A 23910-nucleotide genomic window follows, 5' to 3' on the forward strand; every position below is an offset into this window, starting at 1 on the left:
GAGAGCCGCGCTGGCAGGGGGCAAGACCGGCCTAGCGGGGGTCTAGTTTTGCACGGGCAAACGCCAGCAGACCGCCAAAGGTTTCCAGCATCTCGCCATCCACATCGTCATCCTCGATCACGATACCGAAGCGGTCTTCCATTTCGGTGAGCAAGCCTGCGACCGCCATCGAATCCAGTTCGGGCAGGTGCCCAAACAGCCCGCTTTCCGGACCAAAGGCCGAAGCCTGCGCCGGATCGAGCCCCAGCACATCGGCAAGCAAGGCCTTGAGTTCGGTATCGAGCGCGGCGTCACCTGCTGCGCTGTCGATGTTCGGCAATGTGGTCATGTTAGCCCAATTCCCTGTATTCAGCCGTGGCGGCGGGGCTTAGCCATGCGCGGGGCCGGGTGCAAGCGCTGCAACTGCTAAGGCCGGGCTTGGGGCCTTGCGCGGCGGATCATCCGCTTGGCGAGCGCGGGCCAGCTTTTGGGCTGTGCCGGGTCGAGACAATCGATGCAGAACCGTGAACGCACCTCCTCCATCCAATCGGCCTTGTAGCTTTGATCGCCGGTGCCGAAATCGACGAGGTCAACGCGGTCGGTGTCGATCACATGGGCGAACAGGGCAGCGGTCAGCGTGGTTCCGGCTGACAGCGGCTTATGGCTTTCAAGATGGGCGAGCTTGTGGATGTAGGCGATTGAATTTTCGACGGTCCAGCATTGGGCGGCAACCGCCACACCTTCGGCGCGTGCGATCCCGAGCCGCAGGCGGCCTGCCTTGCCCTCGGCCTCGGCAAAGGCGCGCAGCATGGCGGGCTGATCCTCGGCCGGTTTCCAGCTGGCGGCATAGATCGCCTCGTAATCGGCCCAGACGCCCGCGTCGAAATGGGTCAGCACCTCGACGTCGACCTTCTTCGCCTTGCGTTTGAGCGTGGTGCGCAATTGGCCGGGGCGGCTTTCCCAATATTCGGCAAAGCTGCGGCCTTTGACCGGCAAGATGTGATTGATATCGCAGGGTTCCACGGCGACCGTCCAGCCTGCGGCCCTAAACGCGCGCGCCAGCCGATCCGCCGATCCATCCTCGCCGGGCACGGGTTCAAGCGTCACCCTGTGGCCGCGGCTCCTTAGCTGCCGCGCGATGGCTTCGAGCAGGCGGTCTCCCGCCGCGCCTTCAGGGGCAAGCTCGCGCCAGGTGAAGCTGTACCAGTTGCGCAAGGGCGCGATTCGCCCACCCGTTTCGGTCAGGGCGAGAGCGGCGGCATTATCGGCGTCGCTGGCGATTGCGATCAGCGGGACCAGTCCCGTGGCAGCGAGCAGCGCAAACCATTCCGCGCGGTCGAAGGGCGCAGTCGAGCGGGACGCAGTCAGCGCTTGCAAGACGTTAACGCTATCGTGATACCGCGCTTCGATCACTTGAAAGAATGCTCCCGTTCATGCCGGACCACCCCGATCCCGCCCTGCGCCCGCTTGACCACCTTGCCGAATTGGCAGGGGCGGCGGGGCGCGGTGACAGACCGGCGCTGGTGCTGCGCGAGATGACGCTTAACCACAATCAGTTAAGACAGCGTGTCGCGTGGCTGGCCGGATGGCTGGCGCAGATGCTGCCGGAGCGCGGCGCGCGGGTGGCAAGCTGGGCGGCCAAGGGCGAGATCACCTGCCTGCTGCCGCTCGCTGCCGCGCGGGCAGGACTGGTGCACGTGCCGATCAACCCGCTGCTGAAACGCGCGCAGGCCGCGCATATCCTCGCCGATAGCGGCGCGCAGCTCTTGATCGGGACAGGTTCGCGGCTTGCATCGCTGGAACAGGGCGATCTGCCGCCGGGCTGCGCGGCGCTGGGGGAAGCCGAGGCATTGGCCGCGGCTGAGGCGGCCGGGCGCGAACTTGGCCCCTCCGAGGCTGACCCGGCGGAGCTTGCCGCGATCCTCTATACCTCCGGCTCGACCGGGCGGCCCAAGGGCGTGATGCTGAGCCATGCAAACATGTGGCTGGGTGCGGTCAGTGTGGCGCATTATCTCGGGCTGGCCGATGATGACGTGACGCTGGCGGTGTTGCCGCTGTCGTTTGATTACGGGCAGAACCAGCTTTTCAGCACGTGGTTTGCAGGCGGGTGCGTGGTGCCGCTTGATTTCCTGTTCCCCAAGGATGTGGTCAAGGCGTGCGCGAAGCATGGGGTGACGACGCTCGCTGCCGTTCCGCCGCTGTGGGTGCAATTGACCGAGGCTGATTGGCCCGCCGAAGCGCGCATGCCCTTGCGGCGGCTGACCAATAGCGGCGGGGCGCTGACGGTGGATCTGGTGCGCGCCTTGCGCGGCCTGTTCCCTGACGCGCGATTGTTCCCGATGTATGGCCTGACCGAAGCCTTCCGTTCAACCTTCCTAGACCCTGCGCTTACAGATTCGCATCCGACATCAATGGGTAAGGCGATCCCCTTTGCAGAGATTCTCGTTGTCAATGATGCGGGCGAGGTCGCTGCGGATGATGAGGAAGGCGAACTCGTCCATTGCGGGCCGCTGGTGGCGCAGGGCTATTGGCAGGATCCGGAACGTACGGCGGAGCGGTTCAAGCCCGCGCCTGCCGCCTCCACCTATGGCGGCACCGCCGTGTGGTCGGGCGACCGGGTGCGACGGGCGGCCGATGGCTTGCTCTATTTCGCCGGGCGCCGCGATGCGATGATCAAGAGCGCGGGCAACCGCATCAGCCCGCAGGAGATCGAGGAAGCGGCGCTCGCCAGCGGATTGGTGGCAGAAGCGGTTGCGCTCGGCGTGGCGCATCCGCGATTGGGGCAAGCGGTGCATCTGGTGGTGCGCGGCGATCCGGCGAGGGCGGAGGAACTGCCCAAGCGGCTCCAGCGCGATCTGCCCAATTTCATGCAGCCGCAAGCCATCCATTGGCGCGATGCCATGCCGCTCAATCCCAATGGCAAGATCGATCGCACGGCCTTGCAGGCCCAGCTCAATCAGGAATTTGCCCAATGAAGCCCGTCGGCCCGATCCCCGCTGGTTACGAGACCATCGCAGGCGAACTCGCCATCGGCGGCCAGCGCGCGAGCGATTTGGTGGCCGAGGCGGGGCGCACGCCGCTGTTCGTCTATTCGCGTGAGCGGCTTGATGCCCGCGCGGCGGAATTGCGCGCGGCGCTGCCGAAGCGGGTGGGGCTGAACTACGCGGTCAAGGCCAACCCGCACCCCTTGGTGATCCGCCATATGGCGCCGCTGGTGGACGGGTTCGACATTGCCTCGTCAGGCGAACTGGCGCTGTGCGTCGAGGCGGGGATCGATCCGCGCCGGATCAGTTTTGCCGGGCCGGGCAAGCGCGATGACGAGCTTGAGGCCGCGATTGCTGTGGGCGTCACGCTCAATTGCGAAAGCGAGGGCGAGGGCGACCGCGCGCTTGCCATCGGCCAGCGTCTGGGCATTGCGCCGCGCATCGCGGTGCGGGTCAACCCCAGCTTTGTGATGACCGGATCGGGAATGAAGATGGGCGGCGGGCCCAAGCAGTTCGGGGTCGATGCCGAGCGCGTGCCCGATCTTGCCCGTCACCTGATTGCGCAAGGGGCGGAATGGCAGGGCCTGCATATCTTCACCGGCAGCCAGACGTTGAGCGCCGATGCGATCATCGAGGCGCAAGGCAATGTCCTCGATCTGGCGGCGGAATTGACCGAAGCCATCGGCCACGGCTGCCCCAAGCTCAACATGGGCGGCGGGCTGGGAATACCCTATTTCCCGGGCGATACGCCCGTTGATCTGGCCCGCGTGGGCGCGGCTTTGGCGCAGCGGGTTGCAGGCCTCCCGCCAGCGCTGGCCGAGACCGAGCTGTGCATTGAACTCGGGCGCTATCTGGTGGGCGAGGCGGGGGTGTACCTCACCCGCATCATTGATCGCAAGGTCAGCCACGGCGTCACCTATCTCGTCACCGATGGCGGGTTGCATCACCAGCTGGCCGCGTCAGGCAATTTCGGCACGGTGGTCCGGCGCAATTATCCTTCTGCGATTGCAACACGCTACGGCGAGGAGGCGACAGAGGCTGTGAACATTGTCGGCTGCTTGTGCACGCCGCTTGACCGGCTTGCCGACAATGCGGCCATGCCCCGCGCCGAAGTGGGCGATCTGGTCGCGGTGTTCTGCGCCGGGGCTTACGGCGCGACGGCATCGCCGAGCGCTTTCCTTGGTCACGGCCCGGCAGCGGAATTGCTGGTCTGACGCGTCACAACAACCTGCGTTAATCCCCGCAAATCCGCTGTCCCATTGCGGGATAGGGCCGGATTTGGCGCTGTATAACTAACCAGATGTTCACCATTTCCAGCGACAAGGGCGGTTCAATCCGGGCGGTTCGTGTTGCAGGTCGCTCCTGCGCGGATACGGGTCGCCCGCTCAAGATTTGGCCAAGGATCCTCGACCCATGTTGCATCGTCTGCCTTTGAAGCACCTCGCCGCACTCGGCCTTGGCGCTGCCATGCTGGCGGCCTGCGCGGGCGGCGGCAAGGAGCTTCCCCCGGCCAGCTATGGTGATGGCAGCGTCGCCCCGTCCGAAGAATACACCATCGGCCCGCTCGACGAGATCACCATCCACGTCTGGCGCAACCCCGAACTCAGCGCCGACAAGGTGCGCGTGCGCCCCGATGGCCGGCTGACGATCCCGCTGGTGCAGGACATCCCGGCGGTCGGCAAAACCGCCACGCAGCTGCAGGATTACATCGCGGGCGAATTGGCCAAGTATATCGAACAGCCGATCGTGTCGGTCATCGTCAACACGCCCGAGGGCAATTTCACCCAGCAGGTGCGGATCATCGGTGCAACGCCGCAGCCCGCGTCGCTGCCGTTCCGCGCCAACATGACTGCGCTCGATGCGATGATCGCGGTGGGCGGGCTGAACGAATTTGCCGCTGGCAACCGGGCCAAGCTGATCCGTCTCAATCGCGAAACGGGCACGCAGGTGGAATATCGCGTCCGTCTGGCAGATTTGATCCGCAAGGGCGATTCGTCGGCGAATGTGATGCTGATGCCGGGTGATACCATCATCATCCCCGAGAGCCGGTTTTAAAGGCGGGCACGGGGGATGAGCGAGATTTTTGACGAACTGCGCGCCGCGCTGTGGTCGGTCTGGCACCGCCGCTGGCTTGCGATTGCGGTGGCGTGGGGCGTGTGCATGATGGGCTGGCTGGTCGTCAGCCTGATCCCCAACACCTACGAATCCAAGGCGCGCGTCTATGTCGATGTGCAGGACGTGCTGTCCAAGCAGCTCGGCATTGCGGGTGACGGTAAGGAAGAAATCACCCGCGTGCGCCAGACCCTGTCGAGCGCCAAGAACCTCGAAAAGGTCGTCACCTCGACCCGGCTTGGCGAAGGGATCACCGAGCGCGGGTCGCTGGACGCCGCGATTGCCGAGCTGGAAAAGAAGGTCAAGGTGACGAGCGAGCAGGACAACCTGTTCGAAATCACCGCCGAAATTAGCAGGGGCGATCTGTCCGATGCCGAAAACGCCGTGCTGGCGCGCGATGTGGTGCAGAAGCTGCTCGATATCTTGCGCGAAGAACACGTGATCGGCAGTCGCACAGGGATCAGCACCGCGATCGGCGATCTCGACCGGCAGCTTGACGAACGCAAGCTGGAACTGGAGCAGGCCGAACAGCGCCGCTTGGCCTTTGAATCGCAATATCCCGATCTGATCGGCGGGTCTGACAGCCTGTCGAACAAGGTGCAGCAGGCCCGCACCGAAGTGCGCAATGTGGATGCCGATCTGGCCGCGGCTGAAAGCGGGCTTGCCGCGATTGCCAGCCAGTTGGCCAATACCCCGCGCACCCTGGCCGGCGGTCCGCAGGCCACCGGCCCGCGCGCCGCGCTGCAACAGGCGCAGACGCAGCTGGCTGAACTGCGGTCACGCGGGCTCACCGATAGCCACCCCGATGTGGTGGCGACGACGAAGCAGGTGGCGATCCTTGCGCGGCAAGCGGCTGCGGCCGGTGATGATGCCGGCGGCACGCCCAATCCGGCCTATGCCTCGCTGATCGCGATCCGCAGCGAACGCCAGGCCACGGTCGAAGCCCTGCAAGCCCGGCGCGCCGCGCTTCAGAGCAATTCTGCCGCGCTGATGGCCAGTCAGGCCAGCGAACCGGCTGTCGCTGCCGAAGCCAACCGCATCAGCCGCGATTACGACGTGCTGCGCCAGAATTACGAAAAGCTGCTGCAAGACCGCGAGGCGCTGCGCACGCGCGGTCAGGTGGAAAACAAGGCCAGCCAGTTCCGGTTTGACATCATCCAGCAGCCCGGCGTGCCGCGCAATGCGGCAGCGCCCAATCGTCCGCTGCTGCTGCTCGGCGTGTTGATTGCCGGGATCGGCGCCGGGATCGCTTCGGCCTATGCGCTGAGCCAGCTCAAATCCAGCTTTGCCACGCCGCAAAAGCTGGAGCGCGCGTTCGATCTGCCGGTGATTGGTTCGATCTCGCTGACAATTTCGGATGCTGCCCGGACGCTGGAACGCCAGCGGCTGAAACAATTTGCCGGGGCCTGCGGAGGGCTGGTGGCGATGCTGGTGATCTTGCTGGCGATCGAGTTCGTCTCGGTCGGAACGATGGCGTGAGGACGGGAAAAGCGCGATGACCGAACAGGGCAAGATCAACCGCGAAGGCGCACGGCCCGCATCGCTGTTCGAGCGGGCGGATGTGACCTTTGGCCTCGATCCGCGCGCGCCTGCGCCCAAGCTGCCGGCGGCACCGCAGGTGCCGCAGAACCTGCGCCAACCGGCACGGCCTGCGGCGGCGCCGGCCTCAGCCGCGGCGCCGGTCGCGGTCGACCGCGCTGCCCCACAACCTGCGCCGACTTTTGCGCCCGCCCCTCAGCAAGCCCCCGCAGCACCGCAACCCGTGGTGTTTTGCGGCCCCTATGCCGCGATTGACCGCGATCATCTGCGCAGCGGCGGGTTGATCGTGCCCGAAGATCCGGTGACAGGGTTGCTGGAAGAATTCCGCATCGTGAAGCGCGAATTGCTGGCCGATGCGCGCGCAGGCGATACCCCGTTGGCCCGGCGCATTCTGGTGTGTTCGCCTCATCCGGGCGAGGGCAAGACGTATTGCGCCACCAATCTTGCGATCGCGCTGGCGGCAGAGCAAGGCCTGGAAGTGCTGCTGGTTGATGCCGACGTGGTCAAGCCGAGCGTTGCGCAGCGGTTGGGAATTGCAGCCGACCGCGGATTGATGGATGCGCTGGCCGATCCGGCTGTTCCGGCTGAAAGCCTCGTGATCCGCACCGACATCGACGGGCTGTTCGTGCTGCCTGCGGGCACCGCCAATTCGCGCGACGCCGAATATCTGGCAAGCGCTCGCACGGGCGAAGTGCTTGACCGGCTGACACAGGGCGCGCCCGACCGGATCGTGATTTTCGATACGCCGCCCGCGCTGGCCGCATCGCCCGCTGCCGAACTGGCCCAGCATGTTGGCCAAGCATTGCTGGTGGTGCGGGCTGACGAAACCAGCCGCGCCGCGCTGGAGGATGCGCAGCAGCTGCTGTCGGCCTGCGGCGATATCAAACTGCTTCTCAATGCCGCGCGCTACAGCCCTTCGGGCAGGCGCTTTGGCAGTTACGGCACGAAGGGGAAATGACGATGCGTGCCCGCTCATTCGGATCACTCTTGCTGGCCGCCGGGCTGATCGCCGCTGCAGCCGCGCCTGCCCATGCGCAGGTTCAGAGCCAGAGCCAAGGCCAAGGCCAAGGTGGCAATGTGCAGGGCCAGCGCGCCAACCGCGTGGTGCAGCCCTATATCGAGGTCGGGCAGGTCGTCTCGGCCGAGCTGAGCCCGGGTGATGATGTGCTCACCTTCACGCAGATTGCCGCCGGGGTCGATCTCAACGTGCAGGGCCGCAACAGCGGGGCGGCTGTTTCGCTGCGCTATGAACGCAATATCGGCTACGGTGACGACACCGTCGATGCCAACACCGTCAGCGGCATCGCGCGCGGCACGCTGGCGCTGGTGCCGAACACGCTGAGCCTTGAGGCTGGCGGTCTGGCATCACGCACCCGAATCGATGCGGGCGGCGGCACCACCGCCAACCCCCTGGTGCGCGAGAATGCCGAAAGCCGCATCTACAGCGCCTATGCCGGGCCCAGCCTCAACACCCGCGTCGGCGTTGTCGATGTCCAGGGCGTGACGCGCGTTGGGTATAACCGGTTCGAGGCTGACGATGCGCTGGTGACCCAGCAGGGCGCGCTGGTCGATGTGTTCGATGACAGCGTGACCTATCTGGGCCAGCTGCGCGCAGGCGTGCGGCCGGGCGAATTGCTGCCCGTGGGCCTCGCGGTGACCGCAGGCGGCTTTCAGGAAGATATCGGCAACCTCGATCAGCGGGTGCGCGACCTGTATGTGCGCGGCGATGTGACAGTGCCGCTGACCCGCAGTCTCGCGCTGGTTGGCGGGGCGGGGTACGAGGATGTCGAGATTTCCAGCCGCGATGCGGTGCGCGATGCCAATGGCGTGCCGGTGCGCGGGCCGGATGGCCGGTTTGTTACCGATGCGTCTGCGCCGCGCCAGATCGCCTTTGATGTCGATGGATTGCTGTGGGATGTCGGGGTGCTGTGGCGGCCCAGTTCGCGCACCAATTTGCAGGCAGCGGTCGGGCGGCGATACGATTCGACCACGTACTACGGCAACTTCACGTACGTCCCCAGCCAGCGCAGCGCCTTTGCGGTGTCGGCCTATGACGGGGTGAGCGGGTTTGGCGGGGCGCTGGGCAATTCGCTCGCCGCCCTGTCGAGCGATTTCGAGGCGATCCGCAATCCGGTGACCGGCGATTTCGGCGGGCTGGTGAGCGGCACCGAAGGCCAGGCGCTGATCGGCGGCTTGGGCTCGGCCCGCTCGGCTGCGTTCCGCGGGCGCGGGGTGCGCGCTTCCTATCAGCGCACGATGGGCCGCACGGTGGCCGCGATTGGCGCAGGCTATGACCGCCGCACCTTTATCGCCGCAACAGGCACGGTGCTGGCGCCGCTCAACGGTGTGACGGACGAAAGCTATTACGTCACCGGCGGGCTGACGCGCGAGATTGGCCGCAGCGCCAACATCACCACCAATGCCTACGTCAACTGGTTCGATGCGGCGGGCGATACCAACACCGTGACCGCGGTGGGCGCGTCGGCGGCCTATAACCAGTCGATCACCCAGCGTCTGGTCGGCCGGGCGGCGATTGCGGTTGATTATTTCGACAGCGAATTCACCGCGCAGGATTTCGCTTTCGCCACCGCGCTGGTCGGCCTGCGCTACAATTTCTGAGGGGAGTGCAAGACCTCATGTACGAACAGTTCTACGGTTTCAGCGGGCGCCCCTTTCAGCTGACCCCCGATCCGCAATTCTACTTTGAAAGCACCGGCCACAAGAAGGCGATGAGCTATCTGGGCTATGGCCTCAGCCAAGGCGAAGGCTTCATCGTCATCACCGGCGAGGTCGGCGCGGGCAAATCGACGCTGGTGGCGCATTTGATGGAGCGCATTGATCCGTCGGCGCTCACGGCTGCGCAGGTGGTGACCACCGCGCTCGACAGCGATCAGGTCGTCCATGTTGTCGCGCAGGCGTTCGGACTGGCGGTTGAGGGGCATGACAAGGCCGGCGCGCTGGGCGCGCTCGAACGCTTTTTCCAGGACGAGGCCCGCGCGGGCCGGCGCTGCCTGCTGGTGGTGGACGAATGCCAGAACCTTGGCCTTGATGCGCTGGAAGAACTGCGCATGCTGTCGAACTTCCAGCTTGGCTCGCACCCCTTGCTGCAAAGCCTGCTGCTGGGTCAGCCCGAATTCCGCCGCACCGTCGCGCACCATCCGGGGCTGGAGCAATTGCGCCAGCGGATCATCGCGTCCCATCACCTTGATGCGCTGGATGCCGAAGAGGTCGAACATTATGTCCGCCACCGGCTTGGCCATGTCGGGTGGGACGGTCAGCCTGGCTTTGAACCCGGGCTGATCGATGCCCTGTATCGCCAGACAGGCGGGATCCCGCGGCGGGTCAATCAGGTGATGAACCGCCTGTTGCTGCTGGGGGCGATTGAGGAGCGCGACCTGCTTTCGCTGGCCATGCTGGGTGATGTCATCAGCGAAATGGCGGCCGATCAGACCCGCGGTGCGCGCGGCAGCGATCTGCATTCCGCGCCCGCCGGGCCCACCGCCCCTGCGCCCGCAGCCCCCGGCACTCTGCCTGCCACCGAAGTTGCCGCCCTGCTGGCCGAACGTGATGCGCGCACCGCCGAACTGGAAGCGGCGATCACCGCCTTGCAAGGCGCTCGCCTTGGCCGCGAAGGGGCCGATGGCGAGGCGCTCTCGCCTGAGGATGCCCGCATCAACGAAGCCCGCCTGGCCGCTGAACTCGAACGGCTCGAAGCGCGGCTTGAAGAGCAGGAACAATCCTTCCGCCACGTGCTGACGATGCTGATCGAATGGCTTGAGGATGACCGGTCGCGCGAGGCGGCCTAGGATCATGAACGCGCCTTTTTCCGCGTCGCCGGTGCCCGGCATCGTCAACGGCCTTTCGGTTGATGTCGAAGACTGGTTTCAGGTTGGCGCCTTTGAAAACGTCATCGCCCGCGGCGAATGGGACAGCATCAAGACCCGCGTGGAGGACAACGTCTACCGCGTGATCGACCTGTTCGCCGAGGCCGATGTGAAGGCGACGTTCTTCACGCTGGGCTGGGTGGCCGAGCGGCACCCGGAGATGATCCGCCGGATCGTCGATGCGGGGCACGAAATCGCCAGCCACGGCTATGATCATGCGCGGGTGTTCACCTTCACACGCGCCGAGTTTGCCGAGGATATCCGCAAGGCGCGCGCGATTTTGGAAGATGCGAGCGGGGTGAAGGTCACCGGCTACCGCGCGCCAAGCTTTTCGATCGATCAGCGCACCCCTTGGGCTTTTGCCGAGCTGGCCGAACAAGGCTATGCCTATTCCAGCAGCGTCGCGCCGGTGGTGCACGACCATTATGGCTGGCCCGAAGCGCCGCGCTTTGCCTTCAGGCCGTTGCCGTGGTCCTCGATGATCGAACTGCCGGTGACCACCGCGATCCTTGGCGGGCGGCGTGTGGCAGCGGGCGGGGGCGGGTTTTTCCGCGTGCTGCCTTATGGCTTTTCGCGCTGGGCGATCCGGCAGGTGAACCGCACTGATGGGCGCCCGGCAGTGTTCTATTTCCACCCGTGGGAGGTCGATCCCGATCAACCGCGCGTGGGCCATGCGCCGCTGCGTTCGCGGTTTCGGCATTACACGGGCCTTGCAAAGATGGCGGACAAGCTGCGCGGGCTGGTCCATGATTTCCGCTGGGGGCGGATGGACATGGTCGCTCACCGCGAAGCGGCGCGGGCAGGCGATCTGGTGCTGGCCGGCCCGGCTGAAGGCCTTGCCGCATGAACGCGCCGGTGAAAGCCGGCGAAGTGGTGCGCGTCGTTGATCTGCGTGACGGGCACGAATTGCGCCGGATCGAAGGCTTTGTGGCAGAAAGCGGCGCAAGCCTGTTTCACCGCCCGGCATGGTTGCTGGCGGTAGAAGCCGGCACCGGCCAACGCGCCGCCGGGATTGTGGCCGAACGGCTTGGCACGGTGACAGGCTGGTTGCCGATGACGCAGGTGCGATCGGCGCTGTTTGGCAAGGCACTGGTGTCGAGCGGGTTTGGCGTCGGCGGCGGGATCATCGCGGGCATGCCTGCAACTGCCGACGCGCTGGCCGATGCGGCCCAGGCAATGGCCATACAAGGCGGCTTTGCCGGGATCGAATTGCGCGGCGGCAAGGTGCCCGAAGGCTGGGAGTGCTGGTCAGACAAGCATTGCGGCTTTGAACGCGCGCTTGCCGCTGACGACGAAGCGGAATTGCTCGCGATCCCGCGCAAGGCCCGTGCCGAAGTGCGCAAAGGCCTTGGTTTTGGGCACCGCATGACCATCGGGCGGAGCGCGCAAGATCTGGCGGCCCATTACGCCTGCTATAGCGAGAGTGTGCGCAATCTTGGCACGCCGGTGTTCCCAAAGCGGTTGTTTGCCGCGATGCTGGACGCCTTTGCCGAGGCCAGCGACATCCTCACCGTCTGGCAGGGCGATACCCCGCTGGCGAGCGTGCTCAGCTTCTATCACGGCGGCGCGGTGCTGCCCTTCTGGGGCGGCGGCGTGTTTGCCGCGCGGGCCGCTCGCGCCAACGAAGTGATGTATTACGAGCTGATGCTCCATGCCCGCCGGCAGGGCATCGCCCGCTTCGATTTCGGGCGCTCCAAAACCGGTAGCGGGCCGTTCGCCTTCAAGAAGAACTGGGGCTTTGATCCGGTGCCACTAACCTATGGCGCATGGACTGCGCCCGGCCAGCCGCCGCGCAACATTGATCCGACCGATGCCAGCTACAGCCGCAAGATCGCGCTGTGGAAGAAGCTGCCGCTGCCGGTCGCCAACACGCTGGGGCCGTGGATCGCGCGCGGGCTGGCTTAGGGGGGGCGTGATGGGCGCAATTTTGTTCCTCGCGCACCGGGTGCCCTTCCCGCCGGACCGGGGTGATCGCATCCGGTCGCACAATCTGCTGAAAGCGTTGGCACGGCTCGCGCCGGTGCATGTCGGTTGCTTTGGCGAAGGGCAGGGCACGGGCGCGGGCGAGGCCGCCCTGGACGACATAGCGGCGTCCTGCTGCATTGCGCCGCGCACCAAGCCGCTGCCGCTCGCCGGGGTTGAGGCGGTGCTGACAGGCAAGCCGGTCAGCCTCACCGCGTTCCGTTCCCGCAAGCTAGCCGCTTGGGTGCGCGAGACCATTGCCCGCCATGATATTGCCGCCATCGTCGTGTTTTCGGGCCAGATGGGGCAATATGTTCCGGCTGATTTCACGGGCCGCGTGGTGATAGACCTGTGCGATGTCGATAGCGCGAAGTTCGCCAGCTACGCCGAAAATGGCGAGCGCGTGTGGCTCAACACCCGCGAGGCGCGGTTGCTGGCGGTGGAGGAAGAACGGCTTGGTGCTCGCGCCGATGCGACGATCCTGATTTCGCAAGCGGAGGCCGCGCTTTATCGCAGCCGCTTGACCGCGCCCGGGCGGATCAAAGTCGAGGTCATCGGCAACGGGATCGATGCGGGTTTCTTCGATCCTGCCGCCACTATCCCGCATCCGGCGCTGGCCAGCGTTCCAGGGCCGCATTTCACGTTCACCGGCCAGATGGATTACCGGCCCAACGAACAGGCCGCCTTGTGGGTGATCGAGGCGTTGATGCCCAAACTGCGCGCCCGTTATCCGCAAGCGGTGTTCCATGTCGTCGGCCGCAACCCGACGGGCAAGCTGATGGCCTATCATGGCACCCCCGGCGTGCAGGTGTGGGGCGAGGTTCCCGATGTGCGCCCCTTCATCGCCGCTGCCGACGCCGTGCTCGCCCCGCTGCTGATCGCCCGCGGGGTGCAGAACAAGGTGCTGGAGGCGATGGCGATGGCCAAGCCGGTGGTGCTGACGCCCGACGCCGCGACCGGAATTGCCGCGCGCGATGGCACCGATTGGCTGGTCTGCCCGCCCGATCCCGCCGCCATGTGCACCGCGATTGAAGCCCTGCTTTCAAATCCTGACGCACCCGCCCGGATCGGCGCAGCGGCAAGGGCTTTCGTGATCGGTCATCACGGTTGGGAGGCGATGATGGCCCCGCTTGCAGGGCTGGTCGGCATCGCCGCGGAGGGCCAGCGCCATGCCGCCTGAAAGCACGGCTTTGCCAGCACCTCCCGTTTCGGCCAGCCTACCCGCGCCATGGCGCACACCGCTCGCATCATTGGGGGCGGCGGTGTTTGTGCTGATAGCGGTCACAGCCCATAGCTGGGGCGCGATGCTGCACCAGTGGTGGAATATCGACACCTATAACCACCTGCTGTTTGTCCCCTTCATCGCGGCCTGGCTCGCGGCGCTGAAAGAGGAGGAACTGGCCGCGCTGACCCCGCAAGCCTTCTGGCCCGGCCTGTTGCTGGTGGCAGCGGCACTCGGCCTGTGGGGCGCGGGCGAGGCTTCGGGGATCAACCTGCTGGCTCAGGCAGGCGCGGTGGCCGCGGTGCAAGCGGCGGTCCTGACGGTGCTGGGGGTGCGGGTCAGCTTGCTGCTGGCGCTGCCGCTCGCCTTTGCCAGCTTTATGGTGCCCTTCGGCGACGAGATCATCGCGCCGCTGCAAACCATCACCGCCGAAATCGCCATCGCGCTCACGCATCTCAGCGGCGTTCCGGCGCGGATCGAGGGCATTCATATCTACACCCCCGCCGGCCTGTTCATCGTCGCCGAGGCCTGTTCGGGCGTAAAGTTCCTGATTGCGATGGTGACGCTTGCCGTGCTGGTCTGCTTTACCCGCTTCACCCACTGGCGCCGCCGCACGGTATTCCTGGCCGCCTGCATCATCGTGCCGATCCTTGCCAACGGCGTGCGCGCATGGGCGACGATCTATGTCGCGCAATTTATCGGGGCCGAGCGGGCGAGCGGGTTCGATCACATCGTCTATGGCTGGATTTTCTTTGCGATCGTGGTCGTTGCCATGCTGGGCGGGGCATGGCGGTTTTTCGACCGCGAGCCGGAAGATTATGGCTGGCGGGCCGAGACCATCGCCAGCTGGCCCAGCGTCGTCCGCGCCGAGGCGCTGCGCTTTGCGCCCACCAGCGCCGCGCTCGCGATCATCGTCCTTGCGGGCGTTGCCGCGCTGGCCGCGCTGCTTTAGGCGGCAAGACCATGTGCGGGATTGCCGGGATCTTTCATGCCGAAACGCCCAAGCCGGTCGACCCGTTGCGGGTTGAGCGGATGTGCGATGCGCTCGCCCACCGCGGGCCGGACGGCGCAGGGGTGTGGACGGGCCAAGGTATCGGCCTTGGCCATCGCCGGTTGTCGATCATCGACCTCGCGGGGTCCCCGCAGCCGATGCACACGCCCGATGGCAGGGCGGTGATCGTCTTCAACGGCGAGATCTACAATTTCCGCGAATTGCGCTGTGAGCTCGAACAGGCTGGTTTCACCTTCCGCACCTCGGGCGATACCGAGGTGATCCTTGCCGCGTGGCAGCGCTGGGGGCCGGATTGCCTCAAGCGGTTCGACGGGATGTTCGCCTTTGCGCTGTATGACCGCGACAAGCGCCAGCTGTTCCTGGCCCGCGACCGCTTTGGGGTGAAGCCGCTGTTCTATGCGCCGCTGTCGGACGGCAGCATTGCCTTTGCCTCGGAGCTGAAAGGCCTGCTGGCGCATCCGCTGCTGCGCCGCCGGGTGAGCCCGCAGGCGATCGAGGCTTACATGACCTGGGGCTATGTCCCCGATACGCACTCGATCCTTGCAGGCGTGGAGAAGCTGCCGGCCGGCCATTTCTGGCTGCTGGAGCAGGGCCGCGCGCCGGGCCGCCCGCAGCGCTGGTGGGACATCGACTTCACCCAGCGCGAGCGGGGAAGCGAGGCCGATCTGTCGGCGCAGCTGGTGCATTTGCTGCGCGAAGGCGTGCGATCACGGATGGTGGCGGACGTGCCGCTGGGCGCGTTTCTGTCGGGCGGGGTGGACAGTTCGGGCGTGGTCGCGCTGATGAGCGAGGCCAGCAGCCAGCCGGTGCAGACGTGTTCCATCGGTTTCGATGTCGCCGCCTATGACGAGACGTCTTACGCGCGTCAGGTTGCCGCGAAGTTTGGCGCAGACCATGCCGAACGGATCGTTGCGACCGATGATTTTGGCGCCATCGATCAGCTGGCCGCGATGTTCGACGAGCCCTTCGCCGATGCCTCGGCCTTGCCGACATGGCGCGTGTGCCAATTGGCGCGCGAGCGGGTGACCGTGGCCCTGTCGGGTGATGGGGCCGACGAGGCTTTCGGCGGATACCGGCGGCAGGTGTTCCATCATCATGAAGAACGCGCCCGTTCCGTCCTGCCCGCGGGCCTTCGCGCCCCGTTGTTCGGCGCGCTGGGCCGCGCATGGCCCAAGGCCGACTGGGCACCGCGCCCCTTGCGCGCCAAGGCGACCTTGCTGGCGCTGGCTGAAAGCGGGGAGGAAGGCTATGCGCGCGGGCTATCCGTGACACTGCCTGATGCACGCCGTGCGCTCTATTCCGATGCCTTTGCCGCCAGCCTTGATGGCTTCCGGGGCGAGGATGAACTCATCGCCCTGATGCGCGCCGCGCCGGGCCGCTCGGGCCTCGACCGGGCGCAATATGCCGACCTTGCGTTCTGGATGCCCGGCGACATTCTCACCAAGGTCGACCGGACGAGCATGGCGGTGAGCCTTGAAGCGCGCGAGCCGCTGCTGGATCATCGTCTGGTCGAATTCGCCGCGCGCCTGCCCGAAGGCATGCGGGTGCGCGGCAGCACCGGCAAATATCTGCTGAAGAAATCGCTCGAACGCTATCTGCCGCATGACATCCTCTACCGCCCCAAACAGGGCTTCGTCACGCCGATTGCCGAATGGCTGCGCGGGCCGCTTGCCAGCGCGGCGCGCGGGATCGGGGCCAGCGGCGGGCTGGCGCAGACCGGGTTTTTCGATGCCAAGTCAATCAGCGCGATGGCCGAGGCGCATATCGGGGGCCGCGCGGACCATTCGCGCACGCTGTGGCAATTGCTGATGCTGGAAAAGTCGCTGACCCAGTTGGGGGTGAGCGGTTAAACCACTCTCCCTCCCGTTCGCCCTGAGCTTGTCGAAGGGCGGTTCTTCCGCTTCAGCCTCGGCCTGAAGAAAGTGCGGCCCCTCGACAAGCTCAGGACGAACGCAGGCAGGACCTAGTCCTCGGCCCCATGCCCGAGCGCCATGTAATCGGCGCTCTGCATTTCGTTGAGGCGGCTCACCGTCCGCTCGAATTCAAACGCCCCGTCGCCTGCCTGATACAGCGCTTCGGGCGCGGCGGCGGCGGTCACAAACAGCTTTACGCGGTGTTCGTAGAGCGCATCGATCAGCTTGGTAAAGCGGATCGCCTCGTTGCGGTTCTCCGGCCCCATGCGCGGAATGCCGACGAGGATGACTGTGTGAAAGCTGCGCGCAATGGCGAGATAGTCCGCCGCACCGCGGTTAGCGCCGCACAGCTTCTTGAAGCTGAACACGCCCACCCCCTTGAGGCTTTTGGGCACATCGAGCGTGCGCCCGCCGCCCAGATCAAGCGTGCCGCTGGGCACATGGGCAGCGTCTTCGGGTTCGAAGTCGGTGAGACGAAAGAACGCCTCACGCACCTGCGCAGTTGCTGCGTCACCCAGCGGTGCATGCCACATCGCCATCCCGCCGATGCGGTCGAGCCGGTAGTCGGTCTGGCCATTGAGCGACAGCACATCCATCCGGCGGATCACCAGATCAATGAATGGCAGGAACAGCGAGCGGTTCAGCCCGTCCTTGTAGAGGTCTTGCGGCGGGCGATTGCTGGTGGTGACGATCACAGTCCCCATTTCCATCAGCGCCGTGAAAAACCGCCCCATGATTGCAGCATCGGCGGTGTTGTTGACCACCATCTCGTCAAACGCGAGGCAGCGCAGATCGCGCGCCATGTCCTGTGCAACGGCGATCAGCGGGTCGCGGCGTTCCGCCTTGCGGGCATCGGCGATGCGGCGGTCGACCTCCAGCATGAAGGCGTGGAAGTGGACCCGACGCTTGGCAGACAGGCCGAGCGTTTCGACGAACAGGTCCATCAGCATCGACTTGCCGCGCCCGACACCGCCCCACAGGTAGACCCCGCGCGGGTCGGGCGTGGCTTCGCGGGTGCCGGTCAGGCGGGCGAACAGGCTCTTTTTGGGCGGGGGTGCCTCAAGCTCGTCCTGCAACCGCGCCAGCCGCTCGGCCGCTGCGCGCTGATCGGGGTCTGCGCGCAATTCGCCGCTGGCAATCAGCGCATCATAACGGGCCAGCAGTCCGGGCATGCCTGGTCAGGCTTGGCTGCGCATCTTGCGCACAATGCCTGAATAGCTGGCGATGATGTCTTCGCCGCCATCAGCGCGAGGCTGCGTGGCAAAGCCGCGCAGGAACAGCATCCGCCCGGTTTCGCGCACAATCTCGCTCACCGCATCGAGCGGCCGAGAAGGATCGCCCGCGCCCACAAACTGGGTGGACAATTCAACCGTCACCGATGGCCCCGCCTCGCCGCTGCCGTTGATGTGCATCGCGGCGAACAGGGCAATATCGATCAACCCCAGCGTCACCGCGCCGTGGATGTTGTCACCCAGATTGGTGTGGCGGCGTTCGGGTAACATCCGCAGGCGGCATTTGTCGCCTTCCTTGCGCACCCGCATGTCGCCCAGAACAGCGGTATTGAACCGCGTGCGATCCACCAGATTCCAGCTGTGCCAGCCTGCCTCGCCGCCGCATTCTTCGGGCGCGAGCGCATGGTGATCGAACGGCGCGCCCAAGGGTTTGCTGCTCGCCATATCTTCGCGCCTGTCAGGTCGGTCTGCGAAAATCAGATCGCGCGTTCGGCCATCATCTTCTTGGTTTCAGCGATCGCCTTAGCGGGGCTGAGGCCCTTGGGGCACACATTCGCGCAGTTCATGATCGTGTGGCAGCGATAGAGGCGGAACGGGTCTTCCAGATCGTCCAGACGCTCACCCGTCATCTCGTCGCGGCTATCCGCCAGCCAGCGATAGGCCTGAAGCAAGATCGCCGGGCCGAGGAACTTGTCGCTGTTCCACCAATAAGATGGGCAGCTGGTCGAGCAGCAGGCGCACAGGATGCACTCGTAAAGGCCATCAAGCTGTTCGCGCTGTTCGGGCGATTGCAGCCGCTCCTTGCCGCTCGGCGTGGGGGTGACGGTTTGCAGCCACGGGCGGATCGAGGCATATTGCGCGTAGAAGTGCGTGAAATCAGGCACCAGATCCTTGATCACGTCCATGTGCGGCAGCGGGGTAATGCGAATCTCGCCCTTGAGGTCTTCGATCGCGGTGGTGCAGGCCAGGCCGTTCTTGCCGTTGATGTTCATCGAACACGACCCGCAGATGCCTTCGCGGCACGACCGGCGGAAGGTCAGGGTGGGATCGACCTCGTTCTTGATCTTGAACAGCGCGTCCAGCACCATCGGCCCGCATTCGTCGAGGTTGATTTCGAACTTGTCATACCGCGGGTTCTGGCCGGAATCGGGATCGTAGCGATAGACCTTGAACGCCTTCACGCGCCCGCCGGATGCCTTGTGCACCTTGCCAGCGTTATTGATCTTGGAATTCTTGGGGAGAGTGAAGGTCGCCATGAACTGATCCCGTTTCGAGTTGGCACCTATCTAACGCGATTGTGTGCCGGTGCAAGCGGGCGCTGTTGCGTGCTTTTGCACAAGAGTTGAATGCACCACACCAGCCGGAACCATGCGCACGGCCATGCGCTTGGCCCAATGATGACACGTGCACCCCAATTTTCGCAAGACAGCCCGCGCTGGCCCCGCGTCGCTGCCGTTTTTGGCGCCAGTGGCGGGATCGGCCGCGCCTTGTGCGAGGGCCTGGCGGCGGGCGGAACCGCGGTGATCCATGCCGGGTCGCGCGCCGGGCTTGGCCCAGATGGGGCGGGCATCCGGCCCTTTGCCTTCGATCTGAAGGACGAGGCCAGCATTGCTGCTGCGGCAGACGCAATGCGGGATGATCCGCCCGAGTTGGTAATCGCGGCAACCGGCGTGCTGACCTTGCCTGACGGCACCGGGCCGGAGCGGACGTACAAACGCCTCGATCCGGCCACGATGGCCGAAGTGCTGGCCCTCAACACTATCGGCCCGGCGCTGATCGCCAAGCATATGCTGGGCATTATGCCGCGCGGGTCTGCCTTCACCTTTGCCGCGCTGTCAGCGCGGGTCGGATCGATTTCGGACAATCGGCTTGGCGGGTGGCATTCTTACCGGGCGAGCAAGGCGGCGCTCAATATGCTGCTGCGCAACTTTGCGCTGGAAATGGCGCGCACGCATCCCGAAAGCGTGATCGTGGGCCTGCATCCCGGCACGGTTGATAGCGCCCTGTCCCAGCCGTTCCAGTCGGGCCTTGCAGAAGGTCAGCTGACCCGGCCAGCCGATGCTGCGGCCAATTTGCTGGCCGTGCTTTCCGGTCTGACACCGGAACAGTCCGGCAAGGTCTTCGATTTTCGCGGCGCAGAAGTCCCGGCCTGAGCACAAAGCACAGCTGTTCTCGTCCCATCTTCGCGCTACAGCCGAGCGGGAAGGGGAAGGCGATGGGGATTTCCAGCTGGTACGAGGCGAATATCATGCCGCGCCTCATCACTTGCGCCTGTAGCCAGGGGCAGGTGATGAAACGCCGCGCGGCCGTGGTGCCCATGGCGCGCGGTGATGTGTTTGAACTGGGCTGCGGCGGCGGGATCAATCACGCCTTTTATGATGCCGCTGCGATCACGTCCTATGCCGGGATTGATCCGCATGAAGGCTTGCTCGGCGCCGCGCGCGAGGCTGCACAGGCCAAGGGTTGGGCCGCTGATCTCAGGCAAGGGCGGGGCGAGGCCATACCCTTTGCTGACGCCAGTTTCGACTGCGTGGTGTGCACCTTCACCTTGTGTTCGGTGAGCGATCCCGGACAGGTGATGCACGAGCTGCATCGCATCCTGCGCCCCGGCGGGCAGGCGCTGTTCCTCGAACATGGCCGTGCGCCCGATCGCGATGTGCGCCGCTGGCAGGAACGGATCGAACCGGTCTGGAAGCGCCTTGCAGGGGGATGTCATCTGACCCGGCCCATCGGCGAAGCGCTGACAAGCGCGGGCTTTGCGGTCGAGACGCTGGGCCAGGGCTATACCCCCAACGCCCCGCGGTTTGCCGGGTGGATGGAGTGGGGCATCGCCCGCAAATCCCGATAACAAAGGGGCGGGAGAGGTTGCCCGCTCCCGCCCCGAAATGCTTGGCCTGATCGGCGTGCGATTATTCGCCGAATGTGCGTTGCCACCAGCCGCGCCGCGGCTTTGCCTCGCCTTCGGGTGCAGCATCGCTTTTGGGCGCGGGAACCGCGTCTGCCGCTTCCGCTGCCTCGGCCACAACCGGAGCGGCTACCGCCGCCGGCTCGGTGGCTTCCGCGGTTTCGGCAGGCTCTGCCTCAACCACCTTGGCCTTGCGCGGCGCGCGCTTGCGCTTGGGCTTTTCCGCTGGGGCCGCTTCGACAATGTCGGCGGTGGCCTCTGCTTCCGGAGCGCTGTCGGCTTCGGCGGCAGCTTCCGCTTCAGCGGCGAGCATCGCCTTGGTCTTGCGCGGCGCACGCTTGCGCTTGGGCTTTTCGGCCGGCGCCGCTTCTGCTGCTTCCGCACTGATTTCCGGCTCCGCTACGGGCGTGCTGGCTTCCGGAACCTCGGCGTCGGCAGGGGCAGCGTCCTCGATGGCTGCCGCATCGGCGTCATCGCCCGCTTCACCGGCGTCGCCTTCGTAGGTTCCATCGCGGCGCTTGCGACCCCGGCCACCGCGCCGGCGACGCTTCTTGGGGCGGCCTTCGCTGTCCGTCGCGCCTTCGGCAAAGGCCTCATCGCTGCCGGCTTCGTTAGGCGCATTGCCGTTATCGTCGCCGTCTTCGCCGGTTTCGGCGTTGTCCCCGGTGCTTTCGCCCCCAGTGCTTTCGCCCTCGGCGCCTTCGCCATCTTCACCGCGATTACGGTTGCGCCCGCCACGGCGGCGGCGACGCTTCTTCTTGTTTCGCCCTGCCTCATCCTCGGCATCGGCGCGTTCGCGGCGGGGTTGGCGCGGTTCACGCTGTTCGGCGTCTGCCTCGGCCTCTTCTTCGGCGAAGTCTTCCTCGTCCTCGGGCAGATCATCATCGTCATCGTCGATGATCGGCTCGAACTTGGGGGCGAAGGCCGGGCGCGGGCCGGAGCTGGAAACGCTCATCTTCGCGCCTTCGTCTTCACCCTCAGGGATGACAGCGACATTCACGCCGTAACGCTGTTCGATCTCGACCAGATCGCTGCGCTTTTCATTGAGCAGGTAAATCGCAGCCTCGGTGCTGGCGGACAGGCGAATTTGCGTGCCCTTGCCGCGCGCCGCTTCGTCTTCGATGAGACGCAGCGCCGACAGGCCTGCCGATGAAGCGGTGCGAACGAGGCCCGTGCCATCGCAGTGCGGGCAGGGGCGGGTGGTTGCTTCCAGCACGCCGGTACGCAGGCGTTGGCGGCTCATTTCCATCAGCCCGAACGAGCTGATCCGGCCCACCTGAATGCGCGCACGGTCGTTCTTCAGCGCGTCCTTCATGGCCTTTTCGACCTTACGGACGTTGTTCGAATACTCCATGTCGATGAAGTCGATCACGACCAGGCCCGCCATGTCGCGCAGGCGCAGCTGGCGGGCGATTTCGCGCGCGGCTTCAAGGTTGGTATGGAGCGCGGTCGCCTCGATCCCGTGTTCCTTGGTCGAACGCCCGGAGTTGATGTCGATCGACACCAGCGCTTCGGTCGGATTGATGATGAGATAGCCACCGCTTTTCAGCTGCACCATCGGATCATACATCGCGCGCAGCTGGTCTTCGGCGCCATAGCGCTGGAACAGCGGCACGGGGTCCGAATAAGCCTTCACCCGGCGCGCATGGCTGGGCATCAGCATCTTCATGAAGGCCTTGGCGGACTTGTAGCCCTCCTCACCTTCGACGACGACTTCCTCGATTTCCTTGTTGTAGATGTCGCGGATCGCGCGCTTGATCAGGTCGCTGTCCGAATGGATCAGCGCCGGCGCCACCGATGCCAGCGTGTTTTCGCGGATGTCGTCCCACACGCGGGCGAGGTAATCGAAGTCACGCTTGATCTCGGGCTTGGTGCGGCTCATGCCGGCGGTGCGCACGATCAGGCCCATGGTCTTGGGCAGCTTCAAGTCGGACACCATGTCCTTCAGGCGCTTGCGATCGCTGGTCGAGCTGATCTTGCGGCTGATCCCGCCCCCGCTGGAGCTGTTGGGCATCAGCACGGTATAGCGCCCGGCAAGGCTGAGATAGGTGGTCAGCGCCGCACCCTTGTTGCCGCGTTCTTCCTTGACGACCTGCACCAGCAGCACCTGGCGGCGCTGGATCACGTCCTGGATTTTGTAGCGGCGACGCAGCGCCATGCGCTTGGCGCGAACTTCATCGACCTGCTTGGCGCGGCTGCGGGCGCCCTTGCTGTTGGCGGGATTGTCGCCGCCCTTGCTGCCCTGACGGCGGCGTCCGCGGCGGCCTCGGCCACGGTCCTGATCTGACCCTTCGGCCGATTCTTCGCCGTTCTGGTCGTCATGATCGTCGCTGTGATTGTCATCGGCGCCGTCGTCATCCGATGCGCCGCCTTCGAATGTGGCGACGTCGTCCTTGTCGGAAGTGTCGACCTCTTCCACGCCATTTTCGGCAAAGTCTTCAGCGAGCGATTCGCCGCTGTTGTCTTCAGCGTCGTATTCTTCGCCGGGAGAGATGCCTTCATCCTCTTCCTCGGCGCGCAGACGCTCTTCTTCTTCGGCGGCCTCAGCCTCTTCGGCCAGCAGCGCATCGCGATCCGCCTTGGGGATCTGGTAATAATCGGGGTGGATTTCGCTGAAGGCGAGGAACCCGTGACGGTTGCCGCCAAAGTCGACGAAGGCCGCCTGCAACGAGGGTTCAACCCGGGTTACCTTGGCGAGATAGATATTGCCTTTGATCTGCTTGTGTTCGGCAGATTCAAAGTCGAACTCCTCAATCCGGTTGCCTTGCAGTACCGCCACCCGGGTTTCTTCCGGGTGGCGCGCATCGATAAGCATGCGCGTTGACATTCAATAGTCTCCATGCGCCCGGCCTTGCCCGCAACGGGGCATGAAGGGGGCGCGAATTGTGTGGTGAACCGGCGTGCCTTAAGGGTGCGCCGGAAGGGATAATCGCGCAAGGACCGCCAGCGGCGTCCTGCGCGAAGCTTGTGTCTGCAATCACGCACGTGCGGCCAACCGCCGCGTCTTGACCCGGCACAGCAACCATGCGCGCTGGGCGCATTGTGCTCGTTACCGGGGAAAAGCGCTCTGTCACTGCATCAACCTGTTTTGGGCCAAGTACCGAATAAAACGGAGTGGGGCCCGCCGCGAGAGACAGGCATCAGGACACGTAGTGTGTCTCTGTCC

At 65.4% G+C, this 23910-nt stretch carries 20 protein-coding genes; 14 read left to right on the forward strand and 6 right to left on the reverse strand.

From position 1 onward, the window contains the following. Positions 1 to 31: 31 nt before the first annotated feature. Together C0V72_RS03120 and C0V72_RS03125 are read right to left on the reverse strand one after the other, a co-directional pair. On the reverse strand, positions 32 to 328 hold the full coding sequence (locus C0V72_RS03120; protein ID WP_101791762.1) for an acyl carrier protein: 297 nt from the start codon (positions 326 to 328) through the stop codon (positions 32 to 34). Between the two features lie 77 nt (positions 329 to 405). Next, positions 406 to 1392 carry a GNAT family N-acetyltransferase gene (locus C0V72_RS03125; protein WP_233999751.1) on the reverse strand — a complete coding sequence of 329 codons (987 nt, stop codon included), beginning with the start codon at positions 1390 to 1392 and terminating at the stop codon, positions 406 to 408. A 20-nt stretch (positions 1393 to 1412) separates the two neighbouring features. On the opposite strand from C0V72_RS03125, the gene C0V72_RS03130 reads away from it, so the two are divergent. From C0V72_RS03130 to C0V72_RS03185, 12 genes are all read left to right on the forward strand, one after another. Beyond that, positions 1413 to 2954: an acyl-CoA ligase (AMP-forming), exosortase A system-associated gene (locus C0V72_RS03130; protein ID WP_101791836.1), complete on the forward strand. Its 1542-nt coding sequence runs from the start codon at positions 1413 to 1415 to the stop codon at positions 2952 to 2954. Continuing rightward, positions 2951 to 4177, forward strand: coding sequence for a pyridoxal-dependent decarboxylase, exosortase A system-associated (locus tag C0V72_RS03135; RefSeq protein WP_101791763.1), 1227 nt, complete (start codon positions 2951 to 2953; stop codon positions 4175 to 4177). Before C0V72_RS03130 ends, C0V72_RS03135 begins: the two co-directional genes overlap by 4 nt. Before the next feature lie 199 nt (positions 4178 to 4376). Further along, entirely contained in the window at positions 4377 to 5018 is a 642-nt protein-coding gene (locus tag C0V72_RS03140; RefSeq protein ID WP_101791764.1) for an XrtA/PEP-CTERM system exopolysaccharide export protein, read from the forward strand. Between the two features lie 15 nt (positions 5019 to 5033). Continuing rightward, positions 5034 to 6554 carry an XrtA system polysaccharide chain length determinant gene (locus tag C0V72_RS03145; RefSeq protein ID WP_101791765.1) on the forward strand — a complete coding sequence of 507 codons (1521 nt, stop codon included), beginning with the start codon at positions 5034 to 5036 and terminating at the stop codon, positions 6552 to 6554. A gap of 16 nt (positions 6555 to 6570) precedes the next feature. Beyond that, positions 6571 to 7572 (forward strand): AAA family ATPase, encoded by a 1002-nt coding sequence (locus C0V72_RS03150; protein WP_101791766.1) that lies wholly within the window; start codon positions 6571 to 6573, stop codon positions 7570 to 7572. 2 nt (positions 7573 to 7574) lie between these two features. Continuing rightward, complete coding sequence (locus tag C0V72_RS03155) at positions 7575 to 9233, forward strand: preprotein translocase subunit YajC (RefSeq protein WP_233999752.1); 1659 nt, start codon at positions 7575 to 7577, stop codon at positions 9231 to 9233. Positions 9234 to 9250: 17 nt separating this feature from the next. Continuing rightward, the gene (locus C0V72_RS03160) at positions 9251 to 10420 is read left to right on the forward strand and encodes an XrtA/PEP-CTERM system-associated ATPase (protein WP_101791768.1); all 1170 of its coding nucleotides are present in this window, start codon (positions 9251 to 9253) and stop codon (positions 10418 to 10420) included. 4 nt (positions 10421 to 10424) lie between these two features. Continuing rightward, positions 10425 to 11345 carry an XrtA system polysaccharide deacetylase gene (locus tag C0V72_RS03165; RefSeq protein WP_172438889.1) on the forward strand — a complete coding sequence of 307 codons (921 nt, stop codon included), beginning with the start codon at positions 10425 to 10427 and terminating at the stop codon, positions 11343 to 11345. Beyond that, positions 11342 to 12403: a FemAB family XrtA/PEP-CTERM system-associated protein gene (locus C0V72_RS03170; RefSeq protein ID WP_101791769.1), complete on the forward strand. Its 1062-nt coding sequence runs from the start codon at positions 11342 to 11344 to the stop codon at positions 12401 to 12403. Before C0V72_RS03165 ends, C0V72_RS03170 begins: the two co-directional genes overlap by 4 nt. Positions 12404 to 12413: 10 nt before the next feature. Then, on the forward strand, positions 12414 to 13640 hold the full coding sequence (locus tag C0V72_RS03175; protein ID WP_101791770.1) for a TIGR03087 family PEP-CTERM/XrtA system glycosyltransferase: 1227 nt from the start codon (positions 12414 to 12416) through the stop codon (positions 13638 to 13640). After that, positions 13630 to 14634: an exosortase A gene (gene xrtA / locus C0V72_RS03180; RefSeq protein WP_101791771.1), complete on the forward strand. Its 1005-nt coding sequence runs from the start codon at positions 13630 to 13632 to the stop codon at positions 14632 to 14634. The genes C0V72_RS03175 and xrtA overlap by 11 nt, the downstream gene beginning before the upstream one ends. Before the next feature lie 11 nt (positions 14635 to 14645). Further along, a complete protein-coding gene (locus tag C0V72_RS03185) occupies positions 14646 to 16544 on the forward strand; it encodes an XrtA/PEP-CTERM system amidotransferase (RefSeq protein WP_101791772.1) in 1899 nt (632 codons plus the stop codon). Positions 16545 to 16657: 113 nt separating this feature from the next. Here the strand turns inward: C0V72_RS03185 and zapE are convergent, their stop codons facing one another. From zapE to C0V72_RS03200, 3 genes are read right to left on the reverse strand one after another with little or no spacing between them, the layout of a single operon-like run. Then, complete coding sequence (gene zapE, locus C0V72_RS03190; protein WP_101791773.1) at positions 16658 to 17779, reverse strand: cell division protein ZapE; 1122 nt, start codon at positions 17777 to 17779, stop codon at positions 16658 to 16660. Positions 17780 to 17785: 6 nt separating this feature from the next. After that, positions 17786 to 18283 (reverse strand): PaaI family thioesterase, encoded by a 498-nt coding sequence (locus C0V72_RS03195; RefSeq protein WP_143704516.1) that lies wholly within the window; start codon positions 18281 to 18283, stop codon positions 17786 to 17788. A gap of 32 nt (positions 18284 to 18315) precedes the next feature. Continuing rightward, a complete protein-coding gene (locus C0V72_RS03200) occupies positions 18316 to 19095 on the reverse strand; it encodes a succinate dehydrogenase iron-sulfur subunit (protein ID WP_101791774.1) in 780 nt (259 codons plus the stop codon). Positions 19096 to 19236: 141 nt separating this feature from the next. Here C0V72_RS03200 and C0V72_RS03205 point away from each other — a divergent pair, with 141 nt between their 5' ends. Continuing rightward, positions 19237 to 19992, forward strand: a complete 756-nt coding sequence (locus C0V72_RS03205; RefSeq protein WP_101791839.1) for an SDR family NAD(P)-dependent oxidoreductase — start codon at positions 19237 to 19239, stop codon at positions 19990 to 19992. A 62-nt stretch (positions 19993 to 20054) separates the two neighbouring features. Then, on the forward strand, positions 20055 to 20687 hold the full coding sequence (locus C0V72_RS03210) for a class I SAM-dependent methyltransferase (RefSeq protein WP_101791775.1): 633 nt from the start codon (positions 20055 to 20057) through the stop codon (positions 20685 to 20687). Positions 20688 to 20748: 61 nt separating this feature from the next. Here C0V72_RS03210 and C0V72_RS03215 read toward each other — a convergent pair whose 3' ends face one another. Continuing rightward, the gene (locus C0V72_RS03215) at positions 20749 to 23571 is read right to left on the reverse strand and encodes an Rne/Rng family ribonuclease (protein ID WP_101791776.1); all 2823 of its coding nucleotides are present in this window, start codon (positions 23569 to 23571) and stop codon (positions 20749 to 20751) included. Positions 23572 to 23910 lie beyond the last annotated feature (339 nt).

The organism is Porphyrobacter sp. TH134, assembly GCF_002855495.1.
In the GTDB taxonomy this organism is placed as follows: Bacteria; Pseudomonadota; Alphaproteobacteria; order Sphingomonadales; family Sphingomonadaceae; genus Erythrobacter.

What these genes read in the sequence shown, in the direction of transcription:
- C0V72_RS03145 (WP_101791765.1), top strand. Translation starts at nt 5,034, where the DNA reads ATGAGCGAGATTTTTGACGAACTGCGCGCCGCGCTGTGGTCGGTCTGG.
- C0V72_RS03215 (WP_101791776.1), bottom strand. Translation starts at nt 23,571, where the DNA reads ATGTCAACGCGCATGCTTATCGATGCGCGCCACCCGGAAGAAACCCGG.
- C0V72_RS03205 (WP_101791839.1), top strand. Translation starts at nt 19,237, where the DNA reads ATGACACGTGCACCCCAATTTTCGCAAGACAGCCCGCGCTGGCCCCGC.
- C0V72_RS03200 (WP_101791774.1), bottom strand. Translation starts at nt 19,095, where the DNA reads ATGGCGACCTTCACTCTCCCCAAGAATTCCAAGATCAATAACGCTGGC.
- C0V72_RS03130 (WP_101791836.1), top strand. Translation starts at nt 1,413, where the DNA reads ATGCCGGACCACCCCGATCCCGCCCTGCGCCCGCTTGACCACCTTGCC.
- xrtA (WP_101791771.1), top strand. Translation starts at nt 13,630, where the DNA reads ATGCCGCCTGAAAGCACGGCTTTGCCAGCACCTCCCGTTTCGGCCAGC.
- C0V72_RS03150 (WP_101791766.1), top strand. Translation starts at nt 6,571, where the DNA reads ATGACCGAACAGGGCAAGATCAACCGCGAAGGCGCACGGCCCGCATCG.
- C0V72_RS03175 (WP_101791770.1), top strand. Translation starts at nt 12,414, where the DNA reads ATGGGCGCAATTTTGTTCCTCGCGCACCGGGTGCCCTTCCCGCCGGAC.
- C0V72_RS03185 (WP_101791772.1), top strand. Translation starts at nt 14,646, where the DNA reads ATGTGCGGGATTGCCGGGATCTTTCATGCCGAAACGCCCAAGCCGGTC.
- C0V72_RS03160 (WP_101791768.1), top strand. Translation starts at nt 9,251, where the DNA reads ATGTACGAACAGTTCTACGGTTTCAGCGGGCGCCCCTTTCAGCTGACC.
- C0V72_RS03195 (WP_143704516.1), bottom strand. Translation starts at nt 18,283, where the DNA reads ATGGCGAGCAGCAAACCCTTGGGCGCGCCGTTCGATCACCATGCGCTC.
- C0V72_RS03120 (WP_101791762.1), bottom strand. Translation starts at nt 328, where the DNA reads ATGACCACATTGCCGAACATCGACAGCGCAGCAGGTGACGCCGCGCTC.
- C0V72_RS03140 (WP_101791764.1), top strand. Translation starts at nt 4,377, where the DNA reads ATGTTGCATCGTCTGCCTTTGAAGCACCTCGCCGCACTCGGCCTTGGC.
- C0V72_RS03170 (WP_101791769.1), top strand. Translation starts at nt 11,342, where the DNA reads ATGAACGCGCCGGTGAAAGCCGGCGAAGTGGTGCGCGTCGTTGATCTG.
- C0V72_RS03135 (WP_101791763.1), top strand. Translation starts at nt 2,951, where the DNA reads ATGAAGCCCGTCGGCCCGATCCCCGCTGGTTACGAGACCATCGCAGGC.
- C0V72_RS03155 (WP_233999752.1), top strand. Translation starts at nt 7,575, where the DNA reads ATGCGTGCCCGCTCATTCGGATCACTCTTGCTGGCCGCCGGGCTGATC.
- zapE (WP_101791773.1), bottom strand. Translation starts at nt 17,779, where the DNA reads ATGCCCGGACTGCTGGCCCGTTATGATGCGCTGATTGCCAGCGGCGAA.
- C0V72_RS03210 (WP_101791775.1), top strand. Translation starts at nt 20,055, where the DNA reads ATGGGGATTTCCAGCTGGTACGAGGCGAATATCATGCCGCGCCTCATC.
- C0V72_RS03165 (WP_172438889.1), top strand. Translation starts at nt 10,425, where the DNA reads ATGAACGCGCCTTTTTCCGCGTCGCCGGTGCCCGGCATCGTCAACGGC.